General features: G+C 63.7%; 14 protein-coding genes. 6 read left to right on the top strand and 8 right to left on the bottom strand.

From position 1 onward, the window contains the following. Window position 1 precedes the first annotated feature (1 nt). Window positions 2-220, bottom strand: coding sequence for a twin-arginine translocase TatA/TatE family subunit (locus tag Q0844_RS04350; RefSeq protein WP_299042479.1), 219 nt, complete (start codon window positions 218-220; stop codon window positions 2-4). 217 nt (window positions 221-437) lie between these two features. Here Q0844_RS04350 and Q0844_RS04355 point away from each other — a divergent pair, with 217 nt between their 5' ends. After that, complete coding sequence (locus tag Q0844_RS04355) at window positions 438-812, top strand: hypothetical protein (protein ID WP_299042481.1); 375 nt, start codon at window positions 438-440, stop codon at window positions 810-812. Between the two features lies 1 nt (window position 813). After that, window positions 814-1,485 carry a YafY family protein gene (locus Q0844_RS04360; protein WP_299042482.1) on the top strand — a complete coding sequence of 224 codons (672 nt, stop codon included), beginning with the start codon at window positions 814-816 and terminating at the stop codon, window positions 1,483-1,485. A gap of 243 nt (window positions 1,486-1,728) precedes the next feature. On the opposite strand, the gene Q0844_RS04365 is transcribed toward Q0844_RS04360, so the two are convergent. From Q0844_RS04365 to Q0844_RS04390, 6 genes are all read right to left on the bottom strand, one after another. After that, on the bottom strand, window positions 1,729-2,064 hold the full coding sequence (locus Q0844_RS04365) for a Lin0512 family protein (RefSeq protein WP_299042483.1): 336 nt from the start codon (window positions 2,062-2,064) through the stop codon (window positions 1,729-1,731). Next, window positions 2,057-2,404: a Lin0512 family protein gene (locus Q0844_RS04370; RefSeq protein ID WP_299042485.1), complete on the bottom strand. Its 348-nt coding sequence runs from the start codon at window positions 2,402-2,404 to the stop codon at window positions 2,057-2,059. Before Q0844_RS04370 ends, Q0844_RS04365 begins: the two co-directional genes overlap by 8 nt. After that, complete coding sequence (locus tag Q0844_RS04375) at window positions 2,401-3,489, bottom strand: ABC transporter ATP-binding protein (RefSeq protein ID WP_299042487.1); 1,089 nt, start codon at window positions 3,487-3,489, stop codon at window positions 2,401-2,403. The genes Q0844_RS04370 and Q0844_RS04375 overlap by 4 nt, the downstream gene beginning before the upstream one ends. A gap of 36 nt (window positions 3,490-3,525) precedes the next feature. Continuing rightward, window positions 3,526-4,881: a sodium:proline symporter gene (locus tag Q0844_RS04380; protein ID WP_299042490.1), complete on the bottom strand. Its 1,356-nt coding sequence runs from the start codon at window positions 4,879-4,881 to the stop codon at window positions 3,526-3,528. A 359-nt stretch (window positions 4,882-5,240) separates the two neighbouring features. Further along, on the bottom strand, window positions 5,241-6,368 hold the full coding sequence (locus Q0844_RS04385) for a DNA alkylation repair protein (protein WP_299042492.1): 1,128 nt from the start codon (window positions 6,366-6,368) through the stop codon (window positions 5,241-5,243). Then, entirely contained in the window at window positions 6,368-7,147 is a 780-nt protein-coding gene (locus Q0844_RS04390) for an SDR family oxidoreductase (RefSeq protein ID WP_299042495.1), read from the bottom strand. Before Q0844_RS04390 ends, Q0844_RS04385 begins: the two co-directional genes overlap by 1 nt. 135 nt (window positions 7,148-7,282) lie before the next feature. Here Q0844_RS04390 and Q0844_RS04395 point away from each other — a divergent pair, with 135 nt between their 5' ends. Continuing rightward, complete coding sequence (locus Q0844_RS04395) at window positions 7,283-8,284, top strand: Hint domain-containing protein (protein WP_299042497.1); 1,002 nt, start codon at window positions 7,283-7,285, stop codon at window positions 8,282-8,284. Between the two features lie 84 nt (window positions 8,285-8,368). Continuing rightward, window positions 8,369-9,208, top strand: a complete 840-nt coding sequence (locus tag Q0844_RS04400) for a universal stress protein (protein ID WP_299042500.1) — start codon at window positions 8,369-8,371, stop codon at window positions 9,206-9,208. Between the two features lie 11 nt (window positions 9,209-9,219). Here Q0844_RS04400 and Q0844_RS04405 read toward each other — a convergent pair whose 3' ends face one another. After that, window positions 9,220-9,585 carry a nuclear transport factor 2 family protein gene (locus Q0844_RS04405; RefSeq protein WP_299042502.1) on the bottom strand — a complete coding sequence of 122 codons (366 nt, stop codon included), beginning with the start codon at window positions 9,583-9,585 and terminating at the stop codon, window positions 9,220-9,222. Window positions 9,586-9,762: 177 nt separating this feature from the next. On the opposite strand from Q0844_RS04405, the gene Q0844_RS04410 reads away from it, so the two are divergent. Both Q0844_RS04410 and Q0844_RS04415 read left to right on the top strand, forming a co-directional pair. Continuing rightward, a complete protein-coding gene (locus Q0844_RS04410) occupies window positions 9,763-11,373 on the top strand; it encodes a peptide chain release factor 3 (protein WP_299042504.1) in 1,611 nt (536 codons plus the stop codon). Between the two features lie 4 nt (window positions 11,374-11,377). Further along, complete coding sequence (locus tag Q0844_RS04415) at window positions 11,378-12,331, top strand: glycosyltransferase family 2 protein (RefSeq protein WP_299042505.1); 954 nt, start codon at window positions 11,378-11,380, stop codon at window positions 12,329-12,331. Window positions 12,332-12,333: the final 2 nt, after the last annotated feature.

The raw sequence follows: 12,333 nt of genomic DNA on the forward strand, positions 1-12,333 counted from the left end.
CTTACACCTTGTCTTTATCGGTCTCGGGCGTGATGTCCTTGGCGTCGTCGGCCTTGGCCGCTTCCAGCTCTTCCTTGCCTTCGCTGATGCCCTTCTTGAAGCTGGTGATGCCCTTTCCGACCTCACCCATCAGGCTCGAAATCTTGCCGCGTCCAAACAGCACCAGCACCACAACCGCGATCAGCAGCAGGCCCGGAAGTCCGATGTTTCCAATTCCCATGGTGTCTCTCCCATCTCTCGGGGCGCAGAGTGCGCCCGCTGTCGGACCCTGTTCTATGGTCTTGCCGCACCTGCGAAAAGGCTCAGGGCCGCCCGCCCGGTCACAGACGTGACAAAATTCGGCGAAATTTGCAGTGGCCCGCACGCAACTGACAGGTTAATGTCAGTTGGACCCCGCTAACACAGGCGCATCACCGCTCGAACAACAGGAGATATCGATGCGCACCATGATGACCACCCTTTTTGCCGTCACCCTTGCCCACGCGGCAGCCGGCGAAGGTACCCGGACGTCCGGCCCCGTGGCCGAAATCGTGACGTTCCGCCTGGCCGAAGGCACCGACCCCACCGCATTCATCGCTGCCGCCGACGACATGGGGCCCTTCCTGCGCAGCACAGGTGCCATGATCCAACGCACGCTGTCATCCGACGACACGGGCCTGTGGACCGATCATATCACCTGGACCTCGCTCGAAGCCGCCAAATCCGCCGCCGCACAGATGTTTGAACGGCCCGAGGCGCAACCCTTCATGGCCATGATCAACCCCGAAGGCATGGACATGCGCCACGCGCCGATCCAGCTGCAACAGGAGTAGCATGCGCCGCACCGACCGCCTGTTTGACATCATCCAGATCCTGCGCGACGGACAGTTGCACACAGCGCAGGACATGGCGGATATCTGCGAAGTGTCGGTGCGCACCATCTACCGCGACATGGACACGCTGGTGGCCTCCGGCGTGCCCGTGCAGGGCGAACGCGGCGTGGGCTACATGATCACCGAAGCGATCAGCCTGCCGCCCCTGACGCTCACCACCGAAGAACTCGAGGCGCTGAACCTGGGCATGGCCATCGTGGCGGAAGCCGCCGATGACACGCTCAAATCCGCGGCCCGCACATTGGCGGACAAGATCGACGCGGTTCTGCCGGAACGCACGGTGGCCGAGGCCGACAAGTGGAAATTCGCGGTCTACCCCTTTGCGGATGCCGTGCGCGGCTTTGCCCAGATGCCCACCTTGCGCGCCGCGATCCGGGCCCGGCAGAAACTCCGGCTCACCTACCATTCCAAGGGCGACCGCATCACCACGCGCACCATCCGCCCCTTGCACATGGAATATTGGGGCCGGGTCTGGACGCTCACAAGCTGGTGCGAAATGCGCAATGACTTCCGCGTCTTCCGGGTGGACCTGATCCAAAGCGCCGAGGCACTGCCGGAAATGTTCGTGGACGAACCGGGCAAACGGCTTGCCGACTACGACCCGAACCTGTGACCCTGGTTTCGGAGCCGCCCTCGCTGCATCGTCGGACGACAGGCCGTTGGCAGCTTGCCAAGAGAAATCGCCGAGGGGCCCCGCAAGCGGGGATACGGTCTATTTCTCTTGGGAAGATGGCAGCGACCTGTCAGACGAAAGATCAAGCGAGGGTGGCTCCGAAACCCTGGGTTTGGTGAGCCCGAAGCGAAAAGGCCCCGGGCTGGCGGGTGGGCGAATTTGCGCAGCAAAGAGTGCACCCCGTCAGCGCACCGGCAAGAACACTTCAATCGCCGCCACCGCCATCACGGCCACATCACCCGCGACCGGCACGTCCAGCCCGCCCCGCTCGGCCACAACCTCGACCGTCCCATAGGGCAACACCCCGGCAATCATCTGCACATCCACCGCCTCGGGCCGTGGCACGCCAATGTGCACGACCACGCGCATGCTGTCCCGGTCCACACCCAGCGTGCCAAAGATCGGCAAGGATGCCCCCTGCAAGGCCTGCTCCACCGCGCGCCGCGCCGCCTTGGTATCGTCGCGCCCGTGCAGGTCCACACCCTGCGCCATCTCGATGATCAACCGCTGCTCAGCCACCCTGCATCTCCACCGACACAACCAGTGCGGCCTGCGCCATCACGGTCGGATTGCCCACGCCTTCGGGACGGGCCACATCAAGCCCCCCATGCCCCACGACAAAGGACGTCGCGCCATAGGGAAACACCTCGGCCAGAACGCTGGTATCCACCAGCTCAGGCCGTGCACAGCCGATATGCACTTCGATGCGCATATCCTCTTTGCCCACGCCCATATATTCGGCCAGATTGATCGAGTTGCGCCACAACGCCGCCCGGATCGCCCGCGCCGCGGCCTCGGTATAACTGCCCCGGCGCAGCGAGGTGCCCAGGCCAAACTCCACAATCATCGGATCCTTCATTCCGCCGCCTCCGCGCTGGGAAATACATAGCACTTGTCGCGGCGCACCCGCAGCCACATGACGGTGTCCGGCTGGGGCAGGAACACGCCGGGGACAGTCGCCTTGATGACGGCCAAACCGTCATCCAGCCGAAATTCGACCAGGCTTTCGTTGCCCATGAACCGCGCCCGCACCACATGGGCGCGCGCCGCGGTGCCCTCGGCCGCTGTCGGCCCCGGCCCCACCCCGGCCCGGTCAAAGTCGATCTTCACATGCTGCGGGCGAAACACGATATCGACCTGCGTTCCATCGGCCACGCCGGGGGCCAGGAAGCGGCCAAAGGGTGTCATGGCCAAGGCCCCCTCCACCACCGCGTGCAACCGGTTCGCATCACTGAAAAACGCAACCGATGCCCGGTCCACGGGCCGGGTATAGACGTTATAGGGTGCGCCCTGCTGCACGATCTGCCCGTCGCGCATCAGTGCAATCTCGTCGGCCATGCGCATGGCTTCCTCGGGCTCGTGGGTCACCAGCAGCACACCTGTGTCCTCTTCCTTGAGGATCGCGAGCGTCTCGTCCCGGATGCCGTCGCGCAACCGGTTGTCGAGGCCCGAAAACGGCTCGTCCATCAGCATGATGCGCGGCCGCGGGGCCAGGGCACGGGCCAGCGCAATGCGCTGTTGTTCGCCGCCCGACAACTGGTGCGGATACATGTCGATGAACCGCTCCATCCGTACTCGGGCAAGCATCTCTTCGACCCGTGCGCGCTTTTCAGCGCGGCCGCCGCTCAACCCATAGGCGACATTGCCTTCGACGCTCAGATGCGGAAACAGGGCAAAGTCCTGAAACATCAGGCCAATTTCGCGCCGTTCCGGTGGCACGCGGAACCGCGTATCACAGATCAGCTTGCCATCGACATAGATCTCGCCGGTGTCCTGCATCTCGACACCCGCGATCATGCGCAAGGTGGTGGACTTGCCACAGCCCGACGGCCCCAACAGGCACGTCACCTGCCCCGGTTGGATCGACAGGCTGACCCCATCCACCACGCGCCGCCCGCCAAAGCTGCGCACCAGATTGCGAATTTCCAGCCGAGGCGCTGTCACGGCATCCCCATTCCCGATCAAAACAGTCGGGGAGTATCAGGCCCGCCGCGCGCCCGCAAGCACCGCCGCAAATCCAACGCCCAGGACAAGGACACAGATCACCAGCAACTGCTCGTATTTGTGCCCCTCCGGCAGCACGGCGGCAACGCTGGGCCAGGCCCGTCCGAAATAGGCCAGCGCGCCCAGCATCGCCGCAGCAAAGGCCGCCAGATACGACCAGACCGGCACCCTCCGCCCCATCACCAGACCAACGATCAGGACCGGTGTCAGGAACATGGACGCCGTGCCGCTGACAGCCACCGCATCAAACAGCGTCGCATTGCCCCAAAGCGTCAGCGCCACGCCCAGCACCATGAAGACCAGCATCACCGTGCGCCCGCCCAGCAACGTACGCGGTGCCAGGGCCAGTTCCTCGACCACCAGGCGCGCGGATGATGACAGGGCCGAATCCAGTGTGGACAGGGCCGACACCAGCAGCGACAGCATCAGCAGGGCAAAAACCCACATCGGGAACATCGCGCCCCAGGTCCCGATCAATTCGCCCTCATATGCCGCGCCCACAAGGCTTGCCTGAATGCCAAAGAACCCGAACCCGATGATGCAGATCACCGACAGCCAGAACGCATGCAGGAACGACCGGCGCGTCGTGGCGTCATCCGCGATGAACCCGCGGTCCATCATGACGGGGTCATGTGCCGGATAGGAAAACACCTGCAACGCCGCCACGGCCAGCAGCACCCAACCATTCCACGCGCCCGCCGTCCCCGGCGCCGTCAGAACCGCACCGATCGAAAAACCGGGGCTCAGCACCAGGTACAGGAACGCAATGCCGAACACGGCCAGAAACACAACCATCTGCACCACATCCGTGCGCAGCGCCGCACTCAGCCCGCCCCACGCCGAATAGGCAAGGCCAACCGCCGCCACCACCAGAATGGCAACCGTTCCGCTGCCGTCGATCACCGCCCCGGCGATCAGGCCCACAACCAGCAGATTCGCGAACACTTCCGACAAAAGCCGCAGTGCAATCACCAGGTTATAGGCCCCGGTGCCAGCCGCCCCGAAATGATCTTCCAACCAATCCTGCACCGATCCGGCCCCCTGGGCACGCAGGCGGGCCACGATGAAGCCACCGGTCAGAAAGCTGCCGTAGTAGGCCGCATAGGCCAGCGTGCCCGCAATGCCGTAAAAGTAGCCTAGGATGGCGGCGTTCATCAGGGACCTTGCAAATATCCAGGTGGTGACCTGGCTCAGCACAAGAACCCAGAGACCCGGTGCCCGTCCGCCCATCCGGCCCGAGAAAAACCCGTCCACCGACGCCCGGCGGGGGGCCGCCAAAACGCTCGTCCCGATCAAGACGACAAAAAGTGCGATCAAGGCGATGGGGGTCATGAACATGTCTTTCGTACTGTGGTTTCAACCCGTTAGCAGCCCACAACACCCCACACCACCGACCTGACAGCTTTGTGAAAGGCGCGCCGCACATCGTGACCGCCTTTGTCTCGGAGCCACCCTCGCTTGATCGACGTGGGACGGAAAGACGGCGGATTTGCAAGAGAAATCGCCGAGGGGCCCCGCCCCGCGGGGAGACGGTCTATTTCTCTTGGAAAGGCGGCGGCTTTCTGTCACGCCAAAGATCATGCGCAGGGCAGGTCCGCAGACACAGGCTTTGTCTTGGTGGGCCCGAAGCGAAACCTCCACAGGGTCGGCGGGTGGGCGAATTGGCACAGCCAAGAGAGCACCCACCGACCCTACACGATCTCGAACGTGCCCTCCGCCCGGTCCACGCCATTTACCTGAACAACCAGCCCGTGCGCCCCCGGATGCAATTCGAATGTCGTCGCATTGGCCTTCAGCTTGTGCACTTTCTTCAAGACCGATGGTGTGCCCGGCGTCACCTCGACCACCCTGAGCTTGAACACTTTGTCGCCGTGCTTGCCGTTTGGCCGCGCAAACCGGATACGGTAGTCGACAAGGGCGGGCACCGGTTCGTTCGCAGTCAAGGTCACCGCAAATTCCAGCGCATCACCAAGCGCGGCCCTTGGCGTTTCCACGTCCAGGGCCACCGTAACCGGTGCGTCCCCACGATATCCCAGCATCGCCATGGCCCCCGGATGCCCGTCCTTGATCAGCGTGCGAAGCGCATGGCGCCGCATCCAGTCACGCTCCTTCGGGGCCTGGTCGCCGCCCGCCTCCCACGCGCCCAACCGGTCCAACACCGCATCCGGGTCGGTCTTGGCCACGTCGTTCAGGTGATTGGCAACAGAGCGGGTGACAAACCGTGTCGGGTCCGCTTGCAGCCGATCAAGCAGGGGCAAGGTCTGCCCCAGCGTCAGCTCCACCTTCCGCGCCCATGGCAGCCTGGGCCGTGTGCCCTCGCTCACGAGACGCCGCACATGGTAATTGTCGTCCGCCACCCACGACGCGAGCCGCGCCAGCGTCTCGTCCGGCCAGCGGTTCAGAAAGGGACGGATGTAGAATTCCATCGAAAACCGCTGCGTGGCTGCATGAAGCAGGTCCAGGGCCCGCTCCCGATGCCCCTCAAGCCCATGCCGCACGGCCAGAACGCCCGGCACCGCATGAATGAACCGCCCGAAATCATCATCGCGCCGCGACGGGTCCAGCCGGGGCGGCATCGCCGCCTCCAACTGATCCGCCATGGTCGGAAAATCGGGTGCCAGATGCGGCTCAAGGCACTCCGCAAACCAATCAAGGCACTCCATCAGGGACCGTTCTGCAATGCCGGACAGGGCCGCCGCGTGAAAGGCGTCCCGGTCAAACCCCGGCACGCCGGCGGCGAACTCATCCGCCAGATCACCCAGACTGTCGGCGTTGAACAGCTGATCCTTCAGCGAAAAGGTGGCAGCGGCCCTGGCCATCAGATCGTGGCCACCGTCGCCCCACCGTCCAGCAGCAGGTTCTGCCCCACGATAAAGCCCGCATGCTGCGAACACAGGAACGCACAGGCCGCGCCAAACTCTTCGCGCGTGCCATAGCGGCCCGCCGGAATGGTTGCGGCACGTTCGGCCCGCGCCTCCTCCAGCGTGATGCCCTTGGCCTTCACGACACCGCCATCCAGCGCATCGGCGCGATCGGTGGCGTGAATGCCAGGCAAAAGGTTGTTGATGGTCACGCCCTTGCCGGCCACCTGGCGCGAGGTGCCGGCCACATAACCGGTCAGGCCCGCACGGGCCGAATTGGACAGACCCAGCACGGGAATGGGCGCCTTCACCGATTGCGAGGTGATGTTGACCACGCGGCCCCAGCCGCGATCCATCATGCCCGGCACCAGCGCCTTGATCAGCGCGATGGGGGCCAGCATGTTGGCATCCAGTGCGGCGATGAAATCATCGCGGTCCCAGTCGTGCCACATGCCCGGGGGCGGCCCACCGGCGTTGTTGACCAGAATGTCGGCATCCCCCGCCGCCGCGATCAGTGCGGCCTGCCCGTCTGCGGTGGTCACGTCGGCGGCAACGGTCTGCACCTCGACCCCGTAGGCGGCCCTGATGGCGCTGGCGGATGCCTCAAGCGCCTCCGCCCCACGTGCGTTCATCACCAAATGCACACCGGCGGCGGCCAGTGCCTCGGCACAGCCCAGGCCCAACCCCTTGGACGACGCGCATACGACCGCCCGCTTGCCTGCAAGTCCCAGATCCATCTTCGTTCTCCCTGTCATGGCATTGTCCAACTGGTAACGGCCCGATCACCAATGTGCCAGCAAAAGGCCGAACCGTTGACCGACACGCGCCACAATTCTACGCTAGGCCGTTGCCAAACAGAGCCGAGCAGCCGCATGACCGACACCGCCCAAGCCCACGCCCAAAGCATGCCCGTCTACCGGGCGGACCGCTTTGTCGTGAGCGAAGGGGCAAATCTGGGCGATGCGCTGTCCCATGCCGATGACATGATGCTGGACGACGTCTACAGCCTGATGCCGGGGGCACAGCCCGAACGCCTGTCGCTGGGCGCAGGGCCCGCCGATCGCCTGACCGTCGCCATGGGCAGCGCCTGCGGCGTGCCGGGTGCGGACATCCACCTTGATTGTGCGCTGACGCTGATGTCGCCGGACGGGCAAATCACCGACGCCATCGTCCTGGTCGAAGTCGACGGCGACGGCCATATCGCGGATATCTACCTTTTGCCCATGGCCGCCCTCACGCCGCGCACGCCCTATGCGCTGGTCGGCATCGACCGGGACGAGGCGCGCACCAAATTCGCCCACCTGGCCTGCGCCCGCTTTACGCGGGGCACCCATATCACGCTTGCATCCGGCGCCCAGAAACCGATCGAAGCGCTTGAGGCCGGAGACAGGGTCCTGACCCGCAATGACGGCGTACAGGAGGTGCGCTGGGTCGGTCAGTCCACGGTGCGGGCAACGGGCGATTTCGCCCCGATCCGCATCCGTGCCGGCACGCTCAACAACGATCGGGACCTGATCGTATCGCCCGATCACCGGCTCTTCATCTATCAGCGCCAGGACCGCCTTGGCGCTGGCCGGTCCGAATTGCTGGTCAAGGCGCGGCACCTTGTGAACGGCGACAGCGTCACGGTGCAGGATGGCGGGTTCGTCGACTATTTCGAACTGCTGTTTGACACCCACCAGATCATCTATGCCGAAGGGATCGCCGCGGAATCCATGCGGATCGATACGCGCACCAAACCGGTGGTGCCGGACGAGGTGTCGGCGCGCCTGACGGAACATACCGATGCGGGCCTGTCGGGGCTTGATGTCACGGAAACCCTTCTGGACCGGCCCGATGCGGCGGAACTGCTGCGCCGCGCCTCGACGCGTTGACCCCGACCGCACTTGACGCAGGTCAAGGCGCGGCATCGCCACTGTCTCCATACCGGATGCGACCATCCGAAACGGGAGATTTCGATGACCACGCTGACCTCTGTCCTTGTCGCAACCGACCTGTCCGCCCGGTCTGACCGGGCCGTGCGCCGCGCCGCCCAGATCGCGCGGGACCATGGCGCCCGCTTGCGGGTGATGACCGTGCTGGACGATGCCATGCCTGCGGACCTGATCGCCATGGTGCATGACAGGACGCAATCGACCATCGCACATTTCGTGGCGTCAGCCTGCGATGGGGTGGATGTCACCGTGGATGTGCAGCCCGGCGATCCGACAACCGCCATCGTGCAGGCCTGCACGGCGGATGTGGATCTGCTGGTGATGGGCACCCACAGGGCACGCGCGATCCTGGATGCGATCCGGGAAACGACGATGCAGCGGATCGCAAGACTGACCGCCACACCCGTCCTGCTGGTCACGGATCGGGCGGATCATCCCTACGCCAAGGTGGTCGCCGCCTGTGATTTCTCTCCGGCCAGCAGCGCAGCATTGCGCCTGGCCCATCTGATCGCGCCTGCGGCCCACATCACGCCTGTGCATACGCTGCACATCCCCTATGCCGGGCGGCTGTCGCACAGCACCGCCGCGGCCGACGCGATCGAGGCCAGCTTTCGCCACGAGGCCGAAAGCGCCGCACGAACATGGTTGGAGCGGGAGACGTTGCCGACGCAGCACATGGCCGACCTCGAAATCATACCCGGATCGCCCATGCAGATCCTCCATGGAAAGGTCGATCATGCCGGCGTCGACCTGATCACGGTCGGCGCCCATGGTCGTGTGGGCGCCGCTCGCAGCCTGTTGGGATCACTTGCCACGGACCTGATGCGCGATCCGCCCTGTGACGTGCTGATCGCGCGGCCCTGACCGGTCAGTGATCACAGCGGATAGAAGAATTCTTCCCGCACGATCTTGCCACCTGCAACGGTGTACAGCGCCACTTCCTTCATGTCGGTGACCTCGCCGGTTTCCTTGTTCTTCGCCTTCAGTTCAAAAATCACGGCGAACCGGTCGTCGGGGTGCATCATCGGGTCAGAGATTGACCCATCCAGCATTTCGAATGTGGACTCCCACCACTCATGCTTGCCACGAATGGCGGGAATGCCCTGCGCTTCGCGCCCCATGCCATTGTCCATGGCTTCGACGGAAACGGCATCTGCCGCGTACAGTGTCTCCAGGTTGCCGACGGCAGTGTTCGTACGGCAGCCGTCGACCAGCTTGTCGGCGATCTCTTGCAATGTCATGGCGGTGTCCTCCTCAGCCTTGATACGAACCACCCTAGGCGACCCCCCTGACATTTTCTGACAGCAGGCTTGGATGCACCACAGCGGTGTACGGTCTGTGCACACTCTGTGCACAGGATGTGCACACCCGAATTTGCGGTTCTTGCCCCCTTGGTCTGCCCCCGATATAGGGCACCTATGCTAGACAATCGTCCTGAATTGCCCCCCGAAATCGCCCGCCGCCGGACCTTCGCGATCATCTCGCACCCCGACGCGGGCAAGACGACATTGACCGAGAAATTCCTGCTGTTCGGCGGGGCCATCCAGATGGCCGGTCAGGTCCGTGCCAAGGGCGAGGCGCGGCGCACGCGCTCGGACTTCATGGCGATGGAGAAAGACCGGGGCATCTCTGTGTCCGCCTCGGCGATGTCGTTCGATTTTACCAACAAATCCAACACGTTCCGCTTTAATCTGGTGGACACGCCCGGCCACTCCGACTTCTCCGAAGATACCTACCGGACACTCACTGCGGTGGACGCCGCCATCATGGTCATTGACGGCGCCAAAGGCGTTGAAAGCCAAACACAGAAGCTGTTCGAGGTGTGCCGCCTGCGCGATCTGCCGATCCTGACATTCTGCAACAAGATGGACCGCGAAAGCCGTGACGTCTTTGAGATCATTGACGAAATCCAGGAAAACCTGGCAATCGACGTGACCCCTGCCAGTTGGCCCATCGGCATGGGCCGCGATTTCCTGGGCTGCTATGACATCCTGCGCGACCGGCTGGAACTGATGGACCGGGCCGACCGGAACAAGGTCGCGGAAAGCATTGAAATCAACGGTCTGGACGATCCAAAGCTGGCTGAACACGTGCCCGAGGCGCAGTTGACCCAACTGCGCGAAGAGCTTGAAATGGCGCGCGAATTGTTGCCCCCGCTGGACCCCGATGCGATGCTGCAGGGCACGCTGACGCCCATCTGGTTCGGTTCTGCCATCAACTCATTTGGTGTCAAGGAACTGATGGACGGCATCGCCACATACGGGCCAGAGCCACAGGTCCAGACCGCGGAGCCACGGCAGATTTTGCCAGAGGAATCAAAGGTATCCGGCTTTGTCTTCAAGGTGCAGGCGAATATGGATCCCAAGCACCGCGACCGCGTGGCATTCCTGCGCATGGCGTCGGGGCACTTCAAACGCGGGATGAAACTGACCCATGTGCGGTCCAAGAAACCCATGGCCATCTCGAACCCGGTGATGTTCCTCGCCTCAGACCGCGAACTCGCGGAAGAGGCCTGGGCCGGCGACATCATCGGCATCCCCAACCACGGCCAACTGCGCATTGGCGACACGTTAACCGAAGGTGAAGCTTTGCGTGTTACAGGAATTCCCAGCTTTGCGCCCGAACTCTTGCAAGGCGTCCGCGCCGGTGATCCGCTGAAGGCAAAGCATCTGGAAAAGGCGCTGATGCAATTTGCCGAGGAAGGGGCCGCCAAGGTGTTCAAACCCGCCATCGGCTCGGGCTTTGTCGTCGGTGTCGTGGGCGCGCTGCAATTCGAAGTGCTGGCAAGCCGGATCGAGCTGGAATACGGCCTGCCCGTGCGGTTCGAGCAGTCGCAATTCACCTCCGCCCGCTGGGTGAGCGGCGACCGCCAAGCCGTTGACAAGTTTTCAGAATCCAACAAGCAGCATATCAGCCACGACCATGATGGCGACATCGTCTACCTCACGCGCTTGCAATGGGACATCGACCGGGTGACGCGCGACTATCCCGACGTGACGCTCAGCGCGACCAAGGAAATGATGGTCTGACGTTATGGCGCGCGGGCCAATTCTTTCTGTCCCGCAGCCGGTCCAGACGAACCCGGATCAGTTGCGCTGGGGCATCGTGACCACGGTCAAGGCCCCCTTGCGTAAAGTGGCCGAATTTGTGGCCTACCACCTTGATCTGGGCGCCGATCGCATCCACGTTCACCTGGACACGCCAAGTCCAACCATCGCACAGCGGCTCGCGCATCCAAAAGTGCGCTACACGCAATGCGATGATGCGTATTGGCACGGCAAGTCCAACCGCGCGCGCTCCACCCACCAGATGCGCCAGGTCTTCAACGCAACACGCATGTATCGCATGATCAAGCTGGATTGGCTGGCGCATATCGACGTAGACGAATTCATCCTGACGCGAGAGCCGTTGCGGAACCTGCTGGCTGGCGTGGATCCAAACTGTACGCATGTCGCGATGCAACCCGTTGAAATGATGAAAAGCCCACCCGGATTGCATCACTTCAAACGATACGCCACTGTAGACGAACGTGCGGTGGTGTACCCGCGGTTCGGCCCCCTGATCCGCGGCGGATTCATCGGCACCGGCAGTCCCAAGGTCATCGCGCGCCGGGGCCTGCCCGACATCCGTTTCGGCATCCATGCGCTGCGCTTGCGGGGTGACATCGTGCGCGGGGCCGGCACGTTGCCGGGGGTCGAGTTGGGGCACGCCCATGCCCCGGATTTCGACACCTTTGAACGGCATATGACCTACCGCCTCGCACACGGCAGCTATCAGGATCGCAAAGGCCAGCCAAACCCCAGGGGTCACCTGATCCGCGCCCTGATAGAGGACCCGGACCCCGACGCCCTACGTGCCTTCCATTCCGAGATGTGCGTGCCCACGCCCGCGCGGCTTGACCTTCTGGCCGCCCATGACATGCTGCGAACCGAACGGTTGGACCTTGATGCCAAGGTCGCCCGCTATTTCGGCAAATTGGAGGACTGAAC

Source organism: uncultured Tateyamaria sp. (genome assembly GCF_947503465.1).
In the GTDB taxonomy this organism is placed as follows: Bacteria; Pseudomonadota; Alphaproteobacteria; order Rhodobacterales; family Rhodobacteraceae; genus Tateyamaria.